The organism is Bradyrhizobium sp. G127 (assembly GCF_021502575.1).
Taxonomy (GTDB): domain Bacteria; phylum Pseudomonadota; class Alphaproteobacteria; order Rhizobiales; family Xanthobacteraceae; genus Afipia.
Genome location: NZ_JAKFGN010000001.1, coordinates 772,004 through 793,959 on the forward strand (window position 1 = coordinate 772,004; position 21,956 = coordinate 793,959).

Below are 21,956 nucleotides of genomic sequence, written 5' to 3' on the forward strand. Positions count from 1 at the left end.
TCATGATCACGCGGCTCGCGATCTCCGGATACCGGTCGTTGCGTGATATCCGCCTCGAACTCGGGCCGCTCAATGTGGTGACCGGCGCCAACGGCAGCGGGAAATCCAGTCTTTATCGCTCGCTCAAGCTTCTTGCTGACATTGCGCAAGGGCGGGTGATCCAGTCGCTGGCTGCCGAGGGCGGATTGCAATCCACGCTCTGGGCCGGACCGGAGAATTTCTCGCGCGGCATGAAGGCGGGCGCGCAGGCCGTGGAAGGAACGAGGCGCAGCAGGCCGGTTGGACTGAAGCTCGGATTTGCCGGCCGGGACTATGGATATGCGATCGATCTCGGATTGCCGGTTCCGGCGGAGAGTTCTTTTTTCTCCCGCGATCCGGAGATCAAGGCCGAAAGCATGTGGACCGGGGAATTGCTTGGCCGCGCAAATGCATTCGCCGAACGGCGCGGTCCGCATGTCCGTATTCGCCAGGAGAGCGGCGCATGGCGCGACACGCTTCGCAATCTGGCAACCTTCGATAGCATGATGACGCATGGCGCCGATCCGCATGACGGGCTGGAGCTTCTCGTGCTGCGCGAACGGATGCGCGACTGGCGGTTCTACGACCATTTGCGCACCGATCGCGACGCACCGTCGCGCCGTCCGCAGGTCGGGACTTACACGCCGGTGCTCGCCGGCGACGGTGCAGATCTGGCGGCGGCGATCCGGACCATTGTCGAAATCGGCGATCCCGAGGAACTGGCCGAAACGATTGCCGATGCATTTCCCGGTGCCAGCCTGAATGTAACCGTCGCCGACGGCTACTTTGAACTGGAGATGATGCAGCACGGTCTGCTCCGGACCTTGAAGACATCCGAGCTTTCCGACGGCACGCTCCGTTATCTGCTTCTTGTCGCGGCATTGCTGTCGCCACGGCCGCCCGAACTGATGATCCTGAACGAGCCCGAAACCAGCCTGCATCCGGATTTGCTGGCTCCTCTGGGCCGGCTGATCGCGCGCGCCGCCACACGCTCGCAGATCGTCGTTGTCTCGCATGCGCCAGAACTGGTTGCCGCGCTCGAAGGGGAGGAAACCAGCCGGCAGATCTTGCTGGAGAAGGAACTGGGCCAGACGGTCGTGCAAGGCGGCGATCCTCCGGCCTGGGCTTGGCCGTCACGCTAGACTTGTGGCCTGGGTGGCGCGCAAAAATCACCCGAATCCGGGACTTCCCGTGCCCGGCGCGGTTGTCGCGGCGATGGCCTTCGGATAGTTTCCGCGCCCACTGACCCCCTGACCGAAATCGATAAATCCCGCATGCTCGGCCGTCCCAAATTCGTTCTCGCCTCCGGCTCGCCGCGGCGTCTCAGCCTGCTGAACCAGGCCGGCATCGAGCCCGATGCGCTGCGCCCCGCCGACGTGGACGAGACGCCGAAACGCGGCGAGTTGCCGCGCGCCTGCGCCAACCGCCTCGCCCGCGCCAAGGCCGATGCGGCGCTGAAATCGGTGCAGCTCGATGACGAATTGCGGGGGGCGTATATTCTCGCCGCCGATACCGTGGTCGCGGTCGGGCGCCGCATTCTGCCGAAGGCCGAACTGGTGGACGAGGCGTCGCAGTGCCTGCGGCTGCTGTCGGGCCGCAACCACCGCGTCTACACCGCGATCTGCCTGGTGACGCCGCGCGAAACGTTCCGCCAGCGGCTGGTGGAAACGCGGGTGCGTTTCAAGCGGCTGAGCGAGGACGACATTCAGGCCTATATCGGCTCCGGCGAATGGCGCGGAAAGGCCGGCGGCTATGCGGTGCAGGGCATCGCGGGATCGTTCGTCGTGAAGCTGGTCGGCTCCTATACCAATGTTGTCGGATTGCCGCTTTATGAGACCACTGCGCTGATGGGCGGTGAAGGCTTCCCGATTCGCTTCGGCTGGTTGAATGCCAGTTGAGGGCGCAAAACGCTCGCAGGCCGCGAAACCCTGTCCGATCTGCGGCAAGCCGTCGGTCGAGGCGTCGAAGCCGTTCTGTTCGGAGCGCTGTCGGGATGTCGACCTGAACCGCTGGCTCTCGGGCTCCTACGCCATTCCGGCGCGCGAGACCGACGACGAGGACGATATGGACGAGCCGAAATAGGCCATCCGAGCCCGGCTGGAAGCCCTTGAATCCGGACGGGTTTTGCGAGGGCACCGCGCCCGGGATAGCAGACGGGGAAAATCCGCCGGTGGCTGGACAGCGCCGCCTGGTCTCACTATAAACCGGCGCTCTCCCCGGCCAGCGTTCGGGGCGACGCCCAGGTAGCTCAGTTGGTAGAGCATGCGACTGAAAATCGCAGTGTCGGTGGTTCGATCCCGCCCCTGGGCACCATCGCCTTCCCAAGCGATTGTTTCCACAGAACTGATGAAAAGTCAGAGGCTTATGGCTGCCGCGCCGGGCTATGGCTCTTTTTGCGCTCAGAAGGTTTCACCAACCATCCGCTCGCTGAGAGCCCACAGCGATTTCGCACGCTCGGGATCGAGCGCATAGCCTCGCACGCCGCCACCTGTGACCCAGTTCTCTTCGCTGATTTCGGCGACCGAGCAATCCTCGCAATAACGTCCGCCCACCATATCGGCCGGGGCCACGAGGGCGGCCCATAGCGAGGTCGCGGCCGCTTGGGGGATCGATTTGTTTTCGACCTCCGGTGCGCCAGCTCGGCGGTCGGCTTCGAGCGCCTCTAACAGCGCTTGCGTCGATTCGGGGGTCATATGCCGGCCGAATTCGGTGGAGACGGCGCCGGGATGGACGGCCGTCGCCCGCACGCCTCGTCCCCTGTGACGACGGTCGAACTCGACGGCGAACAGGATGCTTGCAGTCTTCGAGCGGCCGTAGGCGACAAAGGGTTTGTAAGGCGTCGCCTCGAAACCCGGATCGTCGAGATCGACGTCGGAGAAACGATGACCGCCTGACGCCAGGATGACAACCCGCCCGCCCGAACGGATCAGGGACGCGATGCGGTTCACGAAAGTGAAATGGCCAAGATAGTTTGTGCCGAACTGCGTTTCAAAGCCGTCTTCGGTCCTGCCTAACTCGGCCATCATCACCCCGGCATTGGCAATGACGACGTCGAACAGATCGCCCTTTGCGTTGAGGGCATTCGTAGCGGCGCGGATGCTGGCCAGCGAGGCGAGATCCAGCTCGATCAACTCCAGACCGGCGATTCCGGACGTCGCCATTCGCGCCTTGGCAAGGTTGCGTGCCGTGCCGACGACGTGCGCGCCATGCGCGGCGAGCGCGCGCGCGGTCTCGACCCCGAGCCCGGCCGATACGCCGGTAACGAGCACGCGTTTGCCGGTGAGATCGAGGCCCGAGAGAACGTCGTCGGTGGTAGATTTCGCATTAAACATTCAAGTCTCCTTCACGGACTCAACGAGCAAGCAATCATTCATTTTTCCGACAAGAAAATCAGCGCCTGATCGCCGTCCAAAATGTCTCATAACCGAGCGCACGATGATGATCGTATCGCTCGCATCGCGGGCGATGAAATCGAGCGTGATTTCGTTATCTAGTCTCGACCTTCGCGCTTTCCAAACGCTTTTGTAATCGCATGTGCGACCCGACCGGCCGTCCTGGTCTGCCTGGTTTAATGAGAAGTCTCTGTGGTTCATCCGGCGGCGTCGCATAACGCATCCGGCTGTCCGGCGCAGCCGACGGCGATCCTCTCCGGCGATTGACAACTATCGTTTTTTAATAATAACATTGTTATTGAACAGCAACGAGACACCGAAATGGCTCAAGTTTGGTCGCGAAGCGTCAAGACAGCGAAGCGGGAGCTGCTGCTGCGCGCCGCGCGGGAGGAATTTGCCGAAGCGGGGCTCGAAGGCGCGACCATGCGGGGAATCGCGCTGCGTGCAGGGTGCTCGACTGGCGCGATCTATCCCTTGTTCGAAAGCAAGGAAGCGATTTACGCCGACTTGCTGCAGCATTCGCTGTCCGCGCTCGATGCGCAGGTGGCGGAGGCCGTGCAATCCGCGGCGACTCCGGAGGCGCGGGTCGCGGCCGGATGTGAAGCCTTTCTCGATTACTACCTTGAAAATCGCTTCGAGGTGAATCTCGGACTTTATGCCTTTCGCGGCGTCAAGCGTCAGGGTGTCGGCAAGACGCTGGATGACGCTCTCAATCGTGCGCTGTGGGAGGTATTGGAGCGGATTGCGCAGCCGCTCGGCCAGTTGCAGGCGCGCGCAACCGCCGACGTCAGGCCATGGGTCGCACTGCTGTTCAGCCAGATGATCGGCGCGCTCGTCCTGCAGATGGCGGGCCGATTGAAATTTCTCGAAACCGATGCGCGGCTGCTGCTTCGCATGATGCTCGCCCAGCTCGGCGCGCCCAGCCCGAACCTGCCGCAAGCAAGGGCGAGCCGTCCCGGTAAAGCCGCACCAAAGCCGAAACATCAAAATAAATAGGGAGAACCAAAGTGGTCAGAATCGAAAAGCAGGGCAACGTCTGGACGATCGTTCACAGCCGGTTCGAAGCAGCGCGTAATGCGATGGACCCGGACAGCGCGGATGCGCTGGTCGATGCGTTCAAGGAATTCGACCGGGATGACTCAGCAAGTGTTGCGGTCCTGTGGGGCGAGGGTGGAGCGTTCTGCGCCGGATGGGATCTCAAATACGCCAGCACGCTATCCGACCGGGAGGCCTTCCAGCGCGACGTTGTTGAGGGTTTGGCGTTTCCAACCGGCGCGAATGATGCGCCGCGCGGGCCGCTTGGCCCGACGCGGCTCGAGCTATCGAAGCCGGTCATCGGAGCCGTTGAGGGACCGGCGGTGGCAGGCGGCATGGAGCTCGCGCTGTGGTGCGATATCCGCGTGATGGCGGAGACCGCCTATTTCGGCGTCTATTGCCGTCGCTGGGGTATCCCGCTGCTGGACGGCGGAAGCGTGCGATTGGCCAGGCTGGTCGGCCAGGGCCGGGCGATGGAAATCATTTTGACCGGGCGCAAGGTTCCGGCAGCAGAGGCGCTGCGGATCGGAATGTGTGAGCAGGTCGTCGCACCAGGCGGCGCCCGGGCCGCCGCCGAGGCGATGGCGCGAGAGATCGCGCGGTTTCCGCAGGCCGCTGTTCGCGCCGATCGCCGCTCCGTCATCGAAACCTACGGCTTGCCTGTGCGCGAGGCCATGCGATGCGAATGGGTGAATGGCGTCGAGGCTCACTTTAAGGAAGGCGCTGACGGCGCGGCGCGCTTTTCCGGCGGGCTCGGCCGTCATGGAGACTTCGCGACGATCTGAGACTTTTCCGTTCGCCGGGGATGTGATCTGCTTCATACGTAACTCTGCCAAGAGGATCGCATGAAGTGGATCGCCGGATGTGTCGCGCTTCTTCTGTCGGCTTTCACGGCATCGGCTCAGGGGAAGCCGCCGCCGAGCGAGTGCCTTGCGATGGCGCAGTCGTTGCCTCGCGCTACATTCGTCAGCTTCTCCCGTGCCGCGGCGGCGAAAGGCGAGGTGACCATCACCTATGCCGGACATTCGACCTACATCATCGAGACCGCCGGCAACGTCACCATCGCCACCGATTTCAGCGGCGCCTATACAGCCGGCAAGGCACCCGATGTCGTGACCATGAACCGTGCACATTCGACCCATTACACGCTCAATCCCGATCCGCGCATCGCCCATGTGCTTCGCGGTTGGGGCGAGGACGGCAAGCCGGCGCACCATGCGCTTAATGTTGGCGATGTGCTGATCCGTAACGTCACCACCGACATACGCGCCTTCCGGTTCGATTCCGAAGCATTGCAGAAGGACGGCAACTCGATCTTCATTTTCGAGGTGGCGGGCCTGTGCATCGGTCATCTCGGCCATCTGCATCACCCACTCGACGAGACGCACTACGCCGCGATCGGCCGCCTCGACATCGTGATGGTGCCGATTGACGGCACCTATACGCTCTCGCTCGACGGCATGTCGGAGATCACGCGGCGGCTGCGCTCCTCCATCGTGCTGCCGATGCATCGCTTCGCCACACCTTTGAGCGATTTCATGGCGCGGATGAACGGGCAGTTCGAGATGGACATCCGGACCGAACGGTCGTTCTCGGTCTCGCGCGACACCCTGCCGAGGAAGCCGACGATCATCATTCTGGATGGAGTGTAGGCGGAGGTCATCAAAACGCCGCTGCGAGGTCTTTGGCGCCCTGTAATCCGGTCTGGTTATCCATCCGGGCGTTGGTCGCCGCCAGCAGCTTCGAGACCACGTTGTTGCGGATCGCGACCGGATTGCGCTCGTAGCCGCCGCGCTGGAAGAAGTTCGATGTCGGCACGATGCTGCGCATCGCCTGCGGCATCGACACCATATCGAATCCGTTGCCATCGCCCGTCAGGTTCATCATCTCGAGTTCGGCTGCGCTGAGCGGTGCCATGTATCCTTTGCGCTTGGCGAAATTCACCGAGTCCATCAGCTTCAGCGTCTGCAAGATAGGTCCGACATCGAGATCGAGATTGAGGGCGTGGACGCCGATGCCGCGTGGCGTCACGCCGAGCTTTTCATGCTCGCTCCACTGGTTCGGCACCGTCTTGCAGAACGCCACCATGTGCTGGACGATGGCAGCCTTCCGTTCCAGTTCGGCCCTCTGCGGCCCCGAAGCCTGATGCGCCTTCTCGCGCAGCGTCTTGACGATCATGCCGCCGTGCTCGGTCAGAATGCCGATGGTGTTGGTGGTCAGTAACTGGTTGTAGCCGAGCGCGGTGGAAATCGCGCGGCCGCCGGACCCTTCCAGCCCGGCCTGCACATCGTATTTGCCGTTGCCGCCGGATTCGAAACTGTAGATGCGGACGGCCTGATCCCTGGTCAGGCCGAAACTTGAAGCGACTTTGGCGTAGGCGCGCTTGTACTCGATTTCGGTGGTGGGCTTGCGCGGGATGAATTGGAAGTGCTCCCGCGCATTGGCAAGGAAATCCGCCACAACCGGAAGCGGCTTGCGCGGTGTCGGCGGTTTCTCCGGAGCGGACGGATCGACCGGCTTTGGCGGTCCGCTATAGACCGGCGGCTGGGTCAGCACATAATCTTCGGCGACGATGGTCTCGCCGTTGCGCCGTTTGGCGTTGCGCGCCCGCCGCTTGTCGCTGATTGTGCTCCAATAGGTCGAAGCTGAATCATCAAACTGTTGACGGACGGCGGTGTATTCCGTGAGCTTGCGGCGGTATTCAGCGATCTGCTGCGGCGTCTGGGCAAGGGCGATGGACGTCAGCAGCGAAGCTGCCGCCAACGCCGTCCCGCCAACCATCGTCCATCGAAGCAGCATCACATGAACACCGCCACATTTTGCCGGGAGACCAGCACCGGCTGCCGGTCCGCATTCCACAGCGTGGTCGCCTGGCTGGAATAGCCGTCGTGGATGCTTTCGGCGCGCGTCTCCAGCAGCCACCAGCCGTCGCGCGTTTCGATCTTGTCGGTCAGGAGATCGATTGCCCATGTCATGGTGCTGATCGGCCCCGACGGTTTTTCGAACTTCACGAGCGCTGCGGGCGGCGGCGCATCCGTCAATGCAACCAGCGCCGGCATCGATGCCGGCCTCGCCGGATCGCGATGGCGCAGCCAGAGGGCGAAGCGCGGATGCTCGCTCTGGCTGAAAGGCGGATTGCCGTCGGCGAACCGGCCGTCGAAGTGCTGGACGAAGTTCAGCCCGGGAATCGGACGGAAAAAATGCGGGCAGGCGTCCGGTTCCGCCACGTCTGGCGCGGTCAGGCTGCCGTATGAGACAGCGGACGGTCGCGGCGCGCCGTAACAGAGCGTGGCCCGCGTCGCGAAGCCGGTTTCGCCGAACAGATCGACGCCGACGAACACCGTCGACTTGCCTTTGCGCAGCACCGTCGGGCGGATCATCACCGTGTCGGCCGCTGGTCCCACGAAGGAGAACTGCGCGGAACGCAGCGGCGGCAGCTGGCCCAGTTGCCGCGTTGCACTTTGAACGCAAAAGGCGGCGGAGAGACCGCCATACATGGTGCGGCCTTGCAGCCAGTCCTCGGTCGCCGTGGCCGAACAGGTGTCGCCATCGGTGGTCATTGTCGCCATCAGTTCCGTAAATTCGATCATCGTGTTGTGCCCGCTTCGAAAATTTCACACCCGATGTATAGCGTGCATGGCGGCGAGGTCGCGGTCATGGCTGCCATGATCGCAGATTCGCAGGGCTTTGCTGCTGGTCGCGGTGATACAGGGTTTTGACTCCGGATCGACTCAATCGGTCAGTAGAACTGACCGAATCAAGTTATCAACAGGCGTTTAAGCCGCACTTTCGAATCATTCTCGCTTCAAGCTACGAGATGGTTTCAACTATAGCGCTTGCGTGACTGTGGCGTTCGCGTGCGGAGCGACGATCATGAATCAGTTTGTGTCGCCTAAAGGCATTGTCTCAAGTGAGCTGTCGAAACTGTTCGGCGATGTGCCGAAACCGGATCGCGCCGAGTGGGAAAAGACACTCGCCAAGCTGAAGCCGTGGCTCAGCCCGGAAAAATTCGCGGAAACCGAAGCCATACATTGGCGCATGTTCGAGCGGGCCAACCGCTGGCATGAAGGCAAGTCGTTGCTGGACGACTGAGGTTTTCGTGGAAGTATGACTTCGCAGTCTTCGGCTTTTCAGAGAAAGCCGATCAGACGCTGCCGCCGCCCGATGCCGTGATTGAGGCATCGCTCGCCTTGCTGCGGTCCGGCGTCTCGTCCTTCCATCGCACCGAACCGAGCGGCCGTTCCAGCAGGCGATGAACCTTGATCGGCTCCGGCCCGAGGTGAAATCCGATGGCCTTGAGATGCAGATCGCGCTCGGACTGTGTCGAGCGGTTGCGCTGGCGCAGATAATCGAGCCACGTCGGGCAGTGATAACGCTCGACCCAGATTTCCGGATCGGCGATGTCGCGCGCGATCGACCAGCCATAGGCGCCGTTGCGCTGCCGCGTCGCCTGCACCTGCAACATCACCGTATAGAAGGCGCGGGCCTTGTCCGGGTTCACGCGATATTCGACCTCGACCACGATCGGTCCGCTGCGCGACGAGATCAGAAGATTGACCTCCGGCTCGGCGAGCGCATCGACCGGATCGGTGTTGGCCCCGTCGGTCGACGGCATCCGCAGCCAGATCGCCAGCACCGGCGAGACGAACATCACCGCGCCCGCCGTCAGCAGTGCGTTGTCCACACCGACCACATTGGCGAGATGTCCCCACAGCCAGCTTCCGATCGCGACGCCGCCGGCGATGGCGGCCTGATAGGCCGCAAGCGCGCGGCCCGCCACCCAGCGCGGCGTCGCGAGCTGAACGGCGATGTTGAACAGCGTCACCGACATCATCCAGCCGATACCGGCCAGCACCAGCGCGGCGCCGGTCAGCACCGGCCAGCGGCTGAGCGCCAGCACGCCAATGGCCACGCCCATCGCCAGCGCACACAGCCGCACCGCGTATTCGCCGGAGAGGCGAGCGCGAACAGTCGAAATATTGACGGCGCCCAGCACGCCGCCCATGCCGAAACATCCGAGCATGATGCCGTAGGTCTGCGCGCCGCCGTGAAGAATGTCGCGCGCCACCAGTGGCAGAAGCGCCAGCACCGAGCCGCCGGCAATGCCGGTGACCAGCGTGCGGTAGAGCACGATGCGGATCGGCGGCGAGTGGACGATGTAGCGCACCCCGGAGACCACGGCCCGGCGGAGCCGCTCGGGCGGAAGCCGCGACGGCTCGAGCGTGCGCCGCCACAGATACAGCACGACGAGAAGAGGGATGTACAACAGCACGTTGCAGACGAAGGCCGCGACCGCGCCCGCCGCGGCCACGATGATGCCGCCGAGCGCCGGGCCGAAGCTGCGCGCGATGTTGTAGCTGATGCCGTTCAGCGCCACCGCCGCGGGCAGCGTATCGGCCGGCACCTGCTCGCTGACGGAGGCCTGCCAGGCCGGGCCGAACAGCGCCATGCCGCTGCCGATCATGAAGCAGAACAGCAGCAGGCTGTTGGGCGTGATGGCGTCGAAATGAGCGAGGACGGCGAGTGTCACCGCGCCGACAAGGCCCAGCGACAGCGCGGCGAGGCCGACAATGCGCCGGTCATACATGTCGGCGATGGCGCCTGCCGCCAGCGACAGCAGCATGATCGGGAGCATCAGCGCGGTCTGCACCAGCGCAACCATGTCGGCGGACGACGTCATCTGCGTCATCGCCCATGCCGCGCCAACGCCGTTGATCATGAGACCGAGATTGGAGAGCAGGCTCGCCAGCCAGATGCGCCGGAACACGGCATGGCGCAGTGGGGCGGCGACGCCGTCCGCCGCGAACAGGGATCGTTTAGGCGGTTTGTCAGCCGTGGTGGTCAAGACGGAAATCCTCGAACCCGCGCATGAAAAGCAGATTTTGCGCAACAGCGGACAAGACTGTGTTCCCATCGAACAGGCTTGAAAAGCGATTTGCTACCAGCGCCATTGTCCCTCATCCGTCCAGCGGGAGCGATAGCCGACAAGGCGCATCCAGCGGGTGACGATCTGGTCGAATCCCGTCACGTAATCGCAGCTGGTGTCGCGCGTCAATTTTGTATCCGCCTTGACGTCGCCGAAGGTTTTCTCGCTGGCGTATGAAAACAGTTGTAGCGGCTTCGACGGATCGTTGATTTCGGCGCGGTTGGAGATCACGTCGCGATCCAGCTTGTTGTAAACCACGCATGGAGTGCTGGCATAAGTCCGGCGCTGCTCGTCGACGATGACGCGCGCGTTGTCCGGCGGCTGCACGATTTTGTAGGACAGCAGGCTCGCAGCCGCAGCGAGCAGCGCAACGAGACATACGCCGGTCAGAATCAGCCAGATCCGGCGCGGCTGTCCTGCTTCACTTGCGGCTGTCGGCGGCATCAACTCGACAATGGCATGACGGTGAAAATGTTCCGGCAAAATGGTTCAGCGAAAAGATACCAATGCTGCGGCGACGAGATGCTCGCCGCAGCGCCCGGCACACTTGATCTCTATTCAGGCTTGATCTTGGCGAATTCGGCGACCTTGCCCCACTTCTCGGTCTCGGAAATGACGAAGGCCTGCATTTCTTCGGGCGTGTTGCCGATCGGCTCGCCGCCCAGCTTGCGAATGCGCTCGATGCCTTCAGGCGATTTGATGTGCTTGATGATGCTGGCGTTGAGACGGGTGATGATGTCCTTCGGCACCTTCGCCGGCGCGGCCACGGTGAACCACGAGGCGGCATCATAGCCCTTCACGGTTTCACCGATCGGCGGAATGTTCGGCAGCAGCGGCCAGCGCTCGGCGGTGGAGACCGCGAGCGGACGCACGTTGCCATTCTCGGCGAAGGGAAGCACCGCGGGCAGGTTGTCGATCATGACATGGACGCGACCCGCCACCAGGTCGGTCAGGGCCGGGGCGCTGCCTTTATAGGGGACATGCACGATGTCGATGCCGGTCATCGACTTGAACAGTTCGGTGGCGAGATGCGCCGTGCTGCCGAGGCCGGGTGTGCCGTAGAAAAGCTGTCCGGGCTTTGATTTGGCCAGCGCGATGAATTCCGCGACGGTTTTCGCCGGCACCTCGGGGTTGACCGACATCAGGTTCGGGACGCGGGCGATGATGGTGACCGGCTGGATGTCCTTGATCGGATCGTAGGGCATGTTCTTCTGAACATACTTGTTGATCGCATGGGTACCGGGCGTGCCGACGATGAAGGTGTATCCGTCGGGGTCAGACTTCGCGACAAAATCGGCGGCGATATTGCCGCCTGCGCCCGGCTTGTTCTCGACGACGAACTGCTGACCGTATTCTTCCGAGAGTTTCTGGGCAACGAGACGCCCGAGAATGTCGGTGGTGCCGCCGGCGGCGAAAGGCACGACGAATTTGACGGGACGGTCGGGCCATCCGGCGGCCTTCGAGGCGCGGCTCAGGAATGGCGTGGCGGCAAATGCTGCTGCGCCGCCGGCAAGAACAGAGCGGCGAGTCACGTGCGCGATAGAAAGAGGTTGCGCGGAAGCGGGTCGCTTGGACATGAGTTGGAATTCTCCCAATAGAGTGCCCGAAGGCATGTTCTTCGTTGTTTCGATGAATGCTAAACGCCAATAGCGACAACTCTTACGGCATGCCCGCTGCATTGACTATTGTGCGGTGCAGCTAACTTTGGCCGCTCGTGTCGCAAGACTTCGGTTCCAGCTCATACCTAGGTCTAACAGACGGGCCGAACGGATGATTTTGCCGTTCGGCCGGGTTGACCGCGCCCGCTCGTCCGTCCACTTTCCGGCCAAATTCAAACAAGGAATCCCAATGAAAAAGAAACTACTCGCTGCCGTTGCCCTCGCTGCCACGTCGCTGTCCGCGCCAGCCGCTCATGCCCAGCAATTCATCAATATTCTGACCGGCGGAACGTCGGGCGTATACTACCCGCTCGGGGTCGCCATCGGCAAAATCTACGGCGACAAGATTTCCGGCGTGAAGACCCAGGTGCAGGCCACCAAGGCGTCGGTCGAAAATCTCAATCTGATCGAGCAGGGCCGCGGTGAACTTGCTTTCACCCTGGGCGATTCGCTGAAGGCTGCCGTGGATGGCGACGAGGAAGCGGGCTTCAAGAAGCCGCTCACCAAGCTGCGCACGCTCGGCGCGATTTATCCGAACTACATTCAGATCGTCGCCACTGCCGACAGCGGCATCAAGACGCTGGCCGATCTCAAGGGCAAGACGCTCTCGGTCGGCGCGCCGAAGTCCGGCACCGAACTCAATGCGCGCGCAATCCTGAAAGCCGCGGGACTTGAGTACAAGGATCTCGGCAAGATCGAATACCTGCCGTTCGCCGAATCCGTCGACCTGATGAAGAACCGCCAGCTCAATGCGACCTTGCAATCGGCGGGCCTCGGCGTGGCCTCGTTGAAGGATCTCTCCAGTTCGAGCGAGATCAATGTTGTGTCGGTGCCGAAAGCCGTCGTCGACAAGATCGGACCTCCTTTCGTCTCCGTCGTCATTCCGGCCAACACCTATACCGGCCAGAAGGAAGACGTGCCGACCGCGGCGGTGGTGAACTATCTCGTCACCAGTTCGGCGGTGTCCGACGATCTTGCTTATCAGATGACCAAGCTGATCTTCGAGTCGCTGCCGGAACTGGCGAACTCGCATGTCGCCGGCAAGGACATCAAGCTGGAGACCGCGGCAACTGGCAGTCCGGCGCCGCTGCATCCGGGCGCGATCCGCTACTACAAGGAAAAAGGCCTTATCAAGTAAGACTGAGATCGCGGGCGCAGGTTCGCAAGATACATTAAGGGTGTCATGGCCGGGCTTGACCCGGCCATCCATCTTTAAAAAGCATCTTACGGAATAGATGGATGCGCGGGTCAAGCCCGCGCATGACGAATTGAGGAAGTTGCCAGCGCGGTGCTTTATTGAGGTGTCGTCTGGAACGGCGGCGGTGGGGATTGACGACAATGGTTTACGAGCACGGCACCGAAGAAAAAATCAAAGTCGAACTCGACAATTTCGAGCACGGCTTTCCGGAAGGCTTCGGCCCCGGCGCGTGGGGCCATCTCGCCTATGTGGTCGGCATCTGCTTTGCGGTGTTCCAGCTCATCGTCGCGGCGTGGAATTTCCTGCCCAGCCAGGCGGTGCGCGGCATCCATGTCGGCTTCCTGCTGCTCCTGACGTTTGGCCTGATCGGCAATTTCACCGCGAAGACAAACCTGCAGCGTGCCGCCGGGTGGGCCATCGGTGCGATCGGATTCTTCTGCGGACTCTATCAGTACATTTTCTATGCCGACCTCATTCAGCGCGACGGCGATCCAACCCGGCTCGACCTGGTGGTCGGTACGGTGCTGGGCATTCTGATTTTTGAAGGCGTGCGCCGGATGATGGGGCTCGCCCTTCCTTTGATGTGCGGCGCGTGTCTGCTGTATTGGGCGTTCGGCCAGTATCTGCCATCGCCGCTGAATCACCGCGGCTACGACTTCGACCAGATCGTCACCCATCTGTCCTACGGTACCGAAGGCTTCTATGGCGTGCCGATCTATGTCTCGGCAACCTACATCTTCCTGTTCATCCTGTTCGGCTCGTTCCTCGAACGCGCCGGCATGATCAAGCTGTTCACCGACGTGTCGCTTGGCCTGTTCGGCGGCACCCGCGGCGGCCCGGCGAAAGTCGCTGTGGTCGCGTCCGGCATGATGGGCACAATCTCGGGCTCCGGCGTCGCCAACGTGGTGACTGTCGGCCAGTTCACGATCCCGCTGATGATCAAGTTCGGTTATCGCCGCGCGTTCGCCGCGGGCGTCGAGGCCACCGCCTCGATGGGCGGACAGATCATGCCGCCGGTGATGGGCGCGGTCGCCTTCATCATGGCGGAGACGCTGGGCGTCGACTACTCGGTGATCGTGAAAGCTGCCGTCATTCCGGCAGTGCTGTACTTCGCCTCCGCGTTCTGGATGGTGCATCTCGAAGCCGGCAAGCATGGCCTCACCGGCATGAAGAAGGACGAGATCCCGAGCGCTTTGAAAGCGCTGATCGATCGCTGGTATCTGGTGTTGCCGCTCGCCGCGCTGGTGTTCATGCTGTTTGAGGGTTTCACGCCGCTCTATGCGGGATCGATGGGCCTCGCGCTCACGGTGGCGCTGATCCTCGGCGCCAGCATCGTGCTCGGCTTCTCGAACCTGGCGCTGCGCTACGTGTTCTGGATCGGCCTCGCGCTGATCGCCGGATCGCTGTTCCGCAACGGCAGTTCGGTCGACATTCGTTATGTCGCGGCGGTTGTTGCGGCCCTGGTCGCCATCGCGGCGTTCACGCAAGGCGGACGCGCCACTTTGGCCGCCTGCCGCGACTCGCTGGCGGAGAGTTCGAAGTCGGCGCTGACCGTGGGCATGGCCTGCGCCATCGTCGGCACCATCATCGGCATGATGACCCAGACCGGCGTCGGCACCATTTTTGGTAGCTGGGTGATCGGCCTCGGCGAGAAGAGCCTGTTCCTCGCGCTCATCATGACCATGCTGCTGTCGATCGTGCTCGGCACCGGCATTCCGACCATCCCAACCTACATCATCGTCGCGGCGCTGGCGGCGCCCGCGCTCGCCAAGCTCGGGGTGCCGCTGATTATCAGCCACATGTTCGCGTTCTACTACGGCATCATGGCCGACCTCTCGCCGCCGGTGGCGCTGGCGGCGCTGGCCGCCGCACCCATTGCGAAGGAAAATCCCGACAAGATCGGCTGGGAAGCGATGCGCATCGCGCTGGCGGGCTACGTGATCCCGTTCATCGCGGTGTATTCGCCGGCGCTGATGTTGCAGAACGGCGATCCGATGCAGGCGAAACTCGGCTTTTACGGCGCGGTCGTCTATGCGACGGTCAAGGCGCTGGTCGCCATCGGCCTGTTCGGCATGGTCGCCATCGGCTACCTGTTCACGCGGATGACCGTGGTCGAGCGGATCGTGAGCTTTGTCGCGGCATTGTTGCTGCTGGGCGAGTTCGTCTACAGCGACGAACTCGGCTTTGTTCTCGCGATCGCCGCCGTGATCTGGCAGTGGCGCAAGAAGCCGGCACAGGTAGTGGTACCAGCCTGATCTGTCTCGTGAGGTGATCTCGTGGGTCTCTGCCTTGCCACTGCGGGCGTTGTGAAGTCGCTGGCGGTGGCGTCGTTCATGCTGTCGTGGACGCATTCGGTCGAGCAGACCGAGTGGCAGGAAGACTGGCGCGTCACGCCACAGGGCCTCGAAATCGTCGAAGCCCGGGTCAAGGGTTCGGGCGCAGGCATGGAGCCGCCGCCGGAGGCGCGGCTGATCGGCGGCTGGTTTCGCTGGAAGCCGCAATTGCCGGTGTTGCCCGAGTTAGCCCTTGGCAATTCCGGCATGGCCGGCGAGTGGCGGTTCTGCACCGGCGGCGTCTGCCGGACGTTCTCGGACATTCTCGGCACACCGGCGGGCACCAATGTCACAACCATGCGCGCCTGCGATACGCCGGAGCTCGCTCCGGGCAAGATCGACAGCGGCGCGGCCGCAGCGCCGATGGCCAACAGCGCCATTGTCGCGGAACATGTGGCCGTCGTGATCGCGCGTGCCCGCGCCAGTCATGCGAAAGGCGACTATGACCGCGCCCGTGTGGATGCCGACGAGGCCGCTCGCCTCGATCCGCGGAGCAGCGAGGCGCTGACGGTTCGTGCCGATGCGCTGGCCGGCGCAAAGCATTACGACAAGGCCATCGACGACTACGACGCGGCGATCCGGCTCGATCCCAACAACGCGCGGCTGTTCGCGCTGCGCGCGGCGGCCTTTGCGTCGATGCGTGAGCCGCGGCTTGCCGTGCGCGACTACACCGAATCCATTCGCCTGAACCCGAAGGAGATGCAGACCTATATCGAGCGCGCGGCGGTCTTCAAGAAGGTCCGGCGTTTCGATCTGGCCATCGACGACCAGTCCGAGGCCATCCGGCTCAATCCGGCATCGGCCGAACTGTACGACAGCCGGGGCCAGACCTACGCCCACAATAATGCCTACGACCGCGCCATCGCGGATTACAACGAGGCGATCCGGCTGCGTCCGGCGGCAACCTTCTACCTGAACCGCGGCATGGCCTATCAGCTCAAGGGTGATCTCGATCCCGCCATCGCCGACTACGACAAGGTGATCGAGCTCGATGGCAAGCTGGCGCTGGCCTACAACAACCGCGGAATGGCGCTGCGGGCCAAGGGCAATCGCCCGCGCGCGCTGGCGGATTTTACCACGGCCATCAGGCTCGACCCGGACCTCGACGTCGCGGTGGCGCATCGCAAGGACCTGGCGCGCGAAATCGAGCGGATCGGTGCGCAGATGCCGCTGAAGGGGAAGCAAAATTGACTCAACTCAAGACGCGGCAAACTCCTGTATGCTCAAGTTAAAAAGCTTTGCCTTCATCCCCTCCGCAAACGGGGAGAGAAGGCAGGAAGTCGCCCACCGGGAGAGAACAATGAGTAACAATTCCAGCCGCTACGCCGAGGTTCACGCGCGTTCACTGCGCGATCCCGAAGGCTTCTGGGGCGAGGCGGCGCGCGAGATCGACTGGATCGAACCGGCGAAGAAAGTGTTCGATCCCTCGATGGGTCTCTACGGCCGCTGGTTCGCGGGCGCGGTGGTCAACACCTGCTACAACGCGCTGGACCGTCATGTCGCGGGCGGCCGCGCCAATCAGATCGCGCTGATTCACGATTCGCCGCTGACCAACACGATCACCAAACTTACCTATGCGGAATTGCTGCACGAGGTACAGACACTCGCCGCCGTGATGCAGGATTTCGGCGTGGTGAAGGGCGACCGCGTCATTCTTTACATGCCGATGGTGCCGCAGGCGATGGTGGCGATGCTGGCCTGCGCGCGGATCGGCGCTATTCACTCGGTGGTGTTCGGCGGTTTCGCGGCGAAAGAACTCGCCACCCGCATCGAAGACGCGGAGCCGAAGCTCATTCTCTCCGCAAGCTGCGGCATCGAGCCCGGCCGCATCGTCAAATACAAGCCGCTGCTGGATGAGGCGATCAGTCTCTCTCGCGTCAAGCCGCAGGCCTGCATCATCCTGCAACGTCCGCAGCAGACCTGCGATCTGATCAAGGGCCGCGATCACGACTGGAACGAGTTGCGCGACGCCGCGATCAAGGCGAAGAAGTCTGCCGTCTGCGTGCCGGTGCTGGCAACCGATCCGCTCTACATTCTCTATACGTCGGGCACCACCGGAAAACCCAAGGGCGTGGTGCGCGACAACGGCGGCCATCTGGTCGCGCTGAAGTGGTCGATGTTCAATCTCTACGGCGTGAAGCCCGGCGAGGTGTGGTGGTGCGGCTCCGACATCGGCTGGGTGGTCGGCCACAGCTACATCATCTACGCGCCGCTGTTTCACGGCGCGACGTCGATCATGTACGAGGGCAAGCCGGTCGGCACGCCCGACGCCGGCGCATTCTGGCGGGTGATTTCCGAGCACAAGGCGGTGGCGCTGTTTACCGCGCCGACCGCGTTTCGCGCCATCAAGAAGGACGATCCGAACGGCGACTTCATCCGCAAGTACGATCTGCCGAAATTCCGCACGCTGTTTCTCGCCGGGGAACGCGCCGATCCGCCGACGGTGGAATGGGCCGAGCAGCAGTTGAGGGTGCCGGTGATCGATCACTGGTGGCAGACCGAAACCGGCTGGTGCATCGCCGGCAATCCGGTCGGCCTCGGCACGCTGCCGGTGAAGCACGGCTCGCCGACGGTGCCGATGCCCGGCTATCAGGTCGATGTGGTGGATGAAGCGGCGAAGCCGCTGCCGCCGAACACCATGGGCTCCATCGTCATCAAGCTGCCGCTGCCGCCCGCCAACCTGCCGACGCTGTGGCAGCAGGACGAGCGCTGCAGGGAAGCGTATTTCGACGAATTCCCCGGCTACTACAAAACCTCCGACGCCGGCTACAAGGACGAGGACGGCTATATCTTTGTGATGGGCCGCACCGACGACATCATCAATGTCGCGGGGCATCGTCTTTCCACCGGCGGCATGGAGGAGGTGCTGGCGTCGCATCCCGACGTCGCCGAATGCGCCGTGCTCGGCATCAAGGACACCGTGAAGGGCGAGGTGCCCTGCGGTTTCCTCGTGCTGAAAGCGGGGGTGACCCGGCCCGTGGCCGAAATCGAGAAGGAAATCGTGGCGCTGGTGCGCGAGAAGATAGGCCCGGTGGCGGCGTTCAAGCTCGCAATCACGGTGGCGCGGCTGCCGAAGACGCGCTCGGGCAAGATCCTGCGCGGCACCATCAAGAAGATCGCCGACGGCGAGCCGTGGTCGATGCCGGCCACCATCGAGGACCCAATGGTCTTGAACGAGATTGAGACGGCGCTCAAGGACAGAGCATAAGGGAGGCGGCAATGAACGAAGATGTCTTCAACACCAGCGTGCGAAAATTCCTCAAGCAGGTCGGTGTCACCTCGCAGCGCGAAATCGAGAAAGCTGTCCGCGAGGCCATTGCCAGTGGCCGTCTGAAGGGCAGCGAAAAGCTGCCCGCCAAGATGGTGCTCACGATCAGCGGCGTCGATCTGTCGTTCACGGTCGATGGCGAAATCGAGCTCGCCTAGGCCCGAGACCCCGGCTGTTTCGTGACGTGTTCAGCCGTGACAAGGCCATTTTGGCCTTGTAAACCGCCCGCGGGCGGGCAGCGCGGTGACAAGACAGGACGTTTCATGCTTTTGGGAAAGCCACGATTTACATTGGCGATCGCCGCCGCCCTGCTGCTCTCCGCCTGCGCGCAGTTCGAGCGTAACCAGCCGGTGTCCGTCACCGACGACGACGCCTATTGCCGGGCCAATGGCGGCGAGCCGGGCTCGTCGGCCTATGCGGCCTGCCTGAAGGACCGCGATGTCGCGGCCAGCCGCGGCGGCGGGTCTCGCATCGAACGCGCTCACCGCAATCTTGCGGAAGACATGCTCAACAATCCGCGCTAATGCTGCGCGCATCATCGAAGGACGTTTCATGGCAGTCAGGGACAGCAACGGCAACGAGCTGAAAGAGGGCGACAGCGTCGTCGTCATCAAGGATCTGAAGGTGAAAGGCTCATCCAGCGGGGTCAAGCGCGGCACCGTGGTGAAGAACATTCATCTTACCGACAATGAAGACGAGATCGAAGGCCGCACCGACAAGATCAAGGGCCTCGTGCTGCGCACGGAATTCCTGAAGAAGGCCTGAGCCGCGCGGCGCTGCGCCGCTGGCCGTTTTGAAAGCCAGATTATATGACCTTCGCAACGAGACCAGCCATTTTCAGCGCCTTCGCAGTCGCGCTGGCCGCCATCGTGCTGGCCGCCGCGCCTGCGCGAACTGCGCCCGCGCAGCCGCAGGCTCGCTCGGCCGACGAGGTGCTGACCAAGGACGCCGTGCTGCGTGACGCGGACAATCCGGTGCTGGGCAATCCGCAGGGCGACATCACCATTGTCGAGTATTTCGATTACCAGTGCCCGTTCTGCAAGAAGATTTCCCCTGTGCTCGATCAGGTGATCGCGGAGGACAAGAAGGTTCGGCTCGTGCTGAAGGACTGGCCGATCCTCGGCGAGCCGTCGGGATATGCCGCGCGGCTGGTGCTGGCCGCCAAATATCAGAACAAGTATGAGCCTGCCCATCGCGCGCTGATCGGCAAGGTTGGACGGCTCACCGAGGCCGTAATCGACGACACGCTGGCGCAGGCCGGCGTCGATGTTGCGAAAGCCAAGGCCGACCTCGCCACCAACAAGGCGACCATCGATGCGCTGCTCAGGCGCAACACCGATCAGGCGGAAGCGTTCGGCTTTCGCGGTACGCCGGCCTTCGTGGTCGGCACCTTCCGCGTCCCCGGGGGCCTCACCGCGGAGCAGTTCAAGCTGGCGATTGCCGATGCGCGCAAGGCGGCGAAGGACGGAGCGAAGGGGAAGTAAATACCCTGCGGGTACCGCTCCGCCTCGCTCCCTGCTTGACAAAGCTCCGTCTGGATTATATTCCTAATTGACTTGGTCTCTCTCCGTCTCATGAGCGGCGGGAGACGGGACGCGAAGTGACGACGGTGGAGCGCCGGGAGGCGCAGCGCCAAAGTCATTTGGCGCGCGCGGCCCTCGCAAGGCTGCGCAGGCGGGCCGATCGCAAGGTCCGCCTCACGGGTGTCTCGCAAGCACCCCGGCGCCTCCCGAGGCTCCATCGCCTTCGCGCAACGGCGCGGAGCGTGGCCCGTCTCATCCCTCGGACGCGTTGAATCGCGCCGCGAGAACGCGTCGGCGTGGGGAGCGGTTACTGCGGTTTGTCAGCGGGCTTGTCGAAGCACTCGGCGATATAGTGCGCCATGTCGCGCTTCTGAATCTTTGCGATCTTTGCCGCGTTATTGCATTCGATCAGCTTGACCTGTTCGGAGCGGCGCTTCTCGGCGGCCTCGCGAAATTCCGGCGCTACGGCGTTGGGATCGACGATCTTGTCGGCGTGCGCGGTTGCGCCGGCGAGCATGACGACCGGCAATCCGAGCAGAACCCGGCGAAGCGTCGAATGGGCATATTCCCTACGCATCCACGCACTATAGTGCAGGTGGACTGCCAAAGCCATCGCGCAACGCCGCTTCGGGCGTCAAGGTACCGGAGCGAAGGCAATCGCCTGCACGCGCGGCTCCGGACACGTCCCATTGGACCCTCGAGAGCCGTGAAAAATGTTGCCGTGTCTTCGGTGTCACGGTGACTGCCAATCGCGCTTCCGCCGCTCCGAGATTTGACTCACATCAAACCAATCGGACTTCGCGTTGTTGCCTATGGACATCGTCAGCGGATCGGTTCGCTGGCGATCGTTTATGGGGTCCAACATGAAAAAATTTCTTGCCGTGTCATCGCTGGCATTGGCGACTGCACTTGCCGGGGCTGCGCTGCCGGCACAGGCTGCCGATCTTCCTGCCGCGCCTGTCTACAAAGCACCGGTCTACGAGCCGTGGAATCCTTGGATGATCCGCCTGCGTGCGCTGGGCGTGATCACCGACAATTCGGGACATGTGGATCAGGTGCTCGGATCGGGATTGAGCACATCCGATACGGTGGTGCCCGAACTCGATATCTCCTACTTCTTTACAAGGAACATCGCGGCCGAACTGATCCTCGGCGTCACCAAGCATCATGTCACGGGAACGGGCGTTCCGGCCACCAACGGTCTCGACGTTGGCAAGGCCTGGCTGCTGCCGCCGACCCTGACCTTGCAGTATCATTTCACTGATTTTGGCGCCTTCAAGCCGTATATCGGCGGCGGCGTGAACTACACGTTCTTCTTCAGCCAGTCGGCGGGCAACGTCGCGAACGGCGCGGGCGTGGCGGTGACCAACAGCCATCTCAAGGACAGCTTCGCGCCCGTCGCGCAGTTCGGTTTCGACTACATGATCGACAAGCACTGGGGATGGAACGTCGACGTCAAGAAGATCTGGCTGCGTCCGAACTGGGACGGCACTCTCAACGGCGTGACGCCGGTTTCCGGCAAGGTCAATCTCGATCCTTGGCTGGTTGGCACCGGCATCACCTACAAGTTTTGACGTTCACAGAATAAAACCGCCGAACTCGCAC

General features: G+C 62.8%; 23 protein-coding genes and 1 tRNA gene. 17 read left to right on the forward strand and 7 right to left on the reverse strand.

The genetic code is table 11. The features are described 5' to 3' along the window. Nucleotides 1-2: 2 nt before the first annotated feature. The 4 genes from LVY71_RS03675 (at nucleotide 3) to LVY71_RS03690 (ending at nucleotide 2,331) form a co-directional block, all read left to right on the forward strand. A complete protein-coding gene (locus LVY71_RS03675) occupies nucleotides 3-1,160 on the forward strand; it encodes an AAA family ATPase (RefSeq protein WP_235098281.1) in 1,158 nt (385 codons plus the stop codon). Nucleotides 1,161-1,292: 132 nt separating this feature from the next. Further along, nucleotides 1,293-1,916, forward strand: coding sequence for a Maf-like protein (locus tag LVY71_RS03680; RefSeq protein ID WP_235098283.1), 624 nt, complete (start codon nucleotides 1,293-1,295; stop codon nucleotides 1,914-1,916). After that, nucleotides 1,906-2,100, forward strand: a complete 195-nt coding sequence (gene yacG, locus LVY71_RS03685) for a DNA gyrase inhibitor YacG (protein WP_235098285.1) — start codon at nucleotides 1,906-1,908, stop codon at nucleotides 2,098-2,100. The genes LVY71_RS03680 and yacG overlap by 11 nt, the downstream gene beginning before the upstream one ends. A gap of 155 nt (nucleotides 2,101-2,255) precedes the next feature. Continuing rightward, nucleotides 2,256-2,331, forward strand: a tRNA-Phe gene (locus tag LVY71_RS03690). Nucleotides 2,332-2,417: 86 nt separating this feature from the next. On the opposite strand, the gene LVY71_RS03695 is transcribed toward LVY71_RS03690, so the two are convergent. Next, a complete protein-coding gene (locus tag LVY71_RS03695; protein ID WP_235098286.1) occupies nucleotides 2,418-3,350 on the reverse strand; it encodes an SDR family NAD(P)-dependent oxidoreductase in 933 nt (310 codons plus the stop codon). Nucleotides 3,351-3,731: 381 nt separating this feature from the next. Between LVY71_RS03695 and LVY71_RS03700 the strand changes: the two genes are divergently transcribed. The 3 genes from LVY71_RS03700 to LVY71_RS03710 are packed head-to-tail and all read left to right on the forward strand — an operon-like array spanning nucleotide 3,732 to nucleotide 6,097. Beyond that, nucleotides 3,732-4,406: a TetR/AcrR family transcriptional regulator gene (locus tag LVY71_RS03700; protein WP_235098288.1), complete on the forward strand. Its 675-nt coding sequence runs from the start codon at nucleotides 3,732-3,734 to the stop codon at nucleotides 4,404-4,406. A gap of 11 nt (nucleotides 4,407-4,417) precedes the next feature. Then, entirely contained in the window at nucleotides 4,418-5,230 is an 813-nt protein-coding gene (locus LVY71_RS03705; RefSeq protein ID WP_235098290.1) for a crotonase/enoyl-CoA hydratase family protein, read from the forward strand. Between the two features lie 60 nt (nucleotides 5,231-5,290). Beyond that, nucleotides 5,291-6,097 carry an MBL fold metallo-hydrolase gene (locus LVY71_RS03710; protein ID WP_235098293.1) on the forward strand — a complete coding sequence of 269 codons (807 nt, stop codon included), beginning with the start codon at nucleotides 5,291-5,293 and terminating at the stop codon, nucleotides 6,095-6,097. A gap of 10 nt (nucleotides 6,098-6,107) precedes the next feature. Here the strand turns inward: LVY71_RS03710 and LVY71_RS03715 are convergent, their stop codons facing one another. Both LVY71_RS03715 and LVY71_RS03720 read right to left on the reverse strand, forming a co-directional pair. Beyond that, the gene (locus tag LVY71_RS03715; protein ID WP_235098295.1) at nucleotides 6,108-7,244 is read right to left on the reverse strand and encodes a hypothetical protein; all 1,137 of its coding nucleotides are present in this window, start codon (nucleotides 7,242-7,244) and stop codon (nucleotides 6,108-6,110) included. Further along, on the reverse strand, nucleotides 7,244-8,035 hold the full coding sequence (locus tag LVY71_RS03720) for a thioesterase family protein (RefSeq protein WP_235098297.1): 792 nt from the start codon (nucleotides 8,033-8,035) through the stop codon (nucleotides 7,244-7,246). The genes LVY71_RS03715 and LVY71_RS03720 overlap by 1 nt, the downstream gene beginning before the upstream one ends. 283 nt (nucleotides 8,036-8,318) lie before the next feature. On the opposite strand from LVY71_RS03720, the gene LVY71_RS03725 reads away from it, so the two are divergent. Beyond that, nucleotides 8,319-8,537, forward strand: coding sequence for a hypothetical protein (locus LVY71_RS03725; protein ID WP_235098299.1), 219 nt, complete (start codon nucleotides 8,319-8,321; stop codon nucleotides 8,535-8,537). A 52-nt stretch (nucleotides 8,538-8,589) separates the two neighbouring features. Here the strand turns inward: LVY71_RS03725 and LVY71_RS03730 are convergent, their stop codons facing one another. From LVY71_RS03730 to LVY71_RS03740, 3 genes are all read right to left on the reverse strand, one after another. Further along, entirely contained in the window at nucleotides 8,590-10,290 is a 1,701-nt protein-coding gene (locus LVY71_RS03730; protein ID WP_235098300.1) for an MFS transporter, read from the reverse strand. Nucleotides 10,291-10,383: 93 nt separating this feature from the next. Further along, complete coding sequence (locus tag LVY71_RS03735; RefSeq protein WP_235098302.1) at nucleotides 10,384-10,815, reverse strand: hypothetical protein; 432 nt, start codon at nucleotides 10,813-10,815, stop codon at nucleotides 10,384-10,386. Nucleotides 10,816-10,925: 110 nt separating this feature from the next. After that, complete coding sequence (locus LVY71_RS03740; protein ID WP_235098304.1) at nucleotides 10,926-11,948, reverse strand: Bug family tripartite tricarboxylate transporter substrate binding protein; 1,023 nt, start codon at nucleotides 11,946-11,948, stop codon at nucleotides 10,926-10,928. Between the two features lie 271 nt (nucleotides 11,949-12,219). Between LVY71_RS03740 and LVY71_RS03745 the strand changes: the two genes are divergently transcribed. From LVY71_RS03745 to LVY71_RS03780, 8 genes are all read left to right on the forward strand, one after another. Next, on the forward strand, nucleotides 12,220-13,167 hold the full coding sequence (locus LVY71_RS03745) for a TAXI family TRAP transporter solute-binding subunit (RefSeq protein WP_235098305.1): 948 nt from the start codon (nucleotides 12,220-12,222) through the stop codon (nucleotides 13,165-13,167). A gap of 200 nt (nucleotides 13,168-13,367) precedes the next feature. Further along, nucleotides 13,368-15,482, forward strand: a complete 2,115-nt coding sequence (locus LVY71_RS03750; RefSeq protein WP_235098307.1) for a TRAP transporter permease — start codon at nucleotides 13,368-13,370, stop codon at nucleotides 15,480-15,482. Between the two features lie 21 nt (nucleotides 15,483-15,503). Continuing rightward, entirely contained in the window at nucleotides 15,504-16,751 is a 1,248-nt protein-coding gene (locus LVY71_RS03755) for a DUF1850 domain-containing protein (RefSeq protein WP_235098309.1), read from the forward strand. 109 nt (nucleotides 16,752-16,860) lie between these two features. Further along, nucleotides 16,861-18,768, forward strand: a complete 1,908-nt coding sequence (locus LVY71_RS03760; RefSeq protein WP_235098311.1) for a propionyl-CoA synthetase — start codon at nucleotides 16,861-16,863, stop codon at nucleotides 18,766-18,768. Nucleotides 18,769-18,779: 11 nt separating this feature from the next. Further along, nucleotides 18,780-18,986, forward strand: a complete 207-nt coding sequence (locus tag LVY71_RS03765; RefSeq protein ID WP_235098313.1) for a DUF6494 family protein — start codon at nucleotides 18,780-18,782, stop codon at nucleotides 18,984-18,986. A 105-nt stretch (nucleotides 18,987-19,091) separates the two neighbouring features. Then, nucleotides 19,092-19,352, forward strand: a complete 261-nt coding sequence (locus LVY71_RS03770) for a hypothetical protein (RefSeq protein WP_235098315.1) — start codon at nucleotides 19,092-19,094, stop codon at nucleotides 19,350-19,352. A 28-nt stretch (nucleotides 19,353-19,380) separates the two neighbouring features. Further along, nucleotides 19,381-19,593 carry an alkylphosphonate utilization protein gene (locus LVY71_RS03775; RefSeq protein WP_235098317.1) on the forward strand — a complete coding sequence of 71 codons (213 nt, stop codon included), beginning with the start codon at nucleotides 19,381-19,383 and terminating at the stop codon, nucleotides 19,591-19,593. 44 nt (nucleotides 19,594-19,637) lie between these two features. Further along, nucleotides 19,638-20,312, forward strand: a complete 675-nt coding sequence (locus LVY71_RS03780; protein WP_235098319.1) for a DsbA family protein — start codon at nucleotides 19,638-19,640, stop codon at nucleotides 20,310-20,312. Between the two features lie 346 nt (nucleotides 20,313-20,658). Here LVY71_RS03780 and LVY71_RS03785 read toward each other — a convergent pair whose 3' ends face one another. Then, nucleotides 20,659-20,964: a hypothetical protein gene (locus LVY71_RS03785; RefSeq protein WP_502797531.1), complete on the reverse strand. Its 306-nt coding sequence runs from the start codon at nucleotides 20,962-20,964 to the stop codon at nucleotides 20,659-20,661. A gap of 250 nt (nucleotides 20,965-21,214) precedes the next feature. Between LVY71_RS03785 and LVY71_RS03790 the strand changes: the two genes are divergently transcribed. After that, on the forward strand, nucleotides 21,215-21,925 hold the full coding sequence (locus LVY71_RS03790; protein WP_235098321.1) for an OmpW/AlkL family protein: 711 nt from the start codon (nucleotides 21,215-21,217) through the stop codon (nucleotides 21,923-21,925). Nucleotides 21,926-21,956 lie beyond the last annotated feature (31 nt).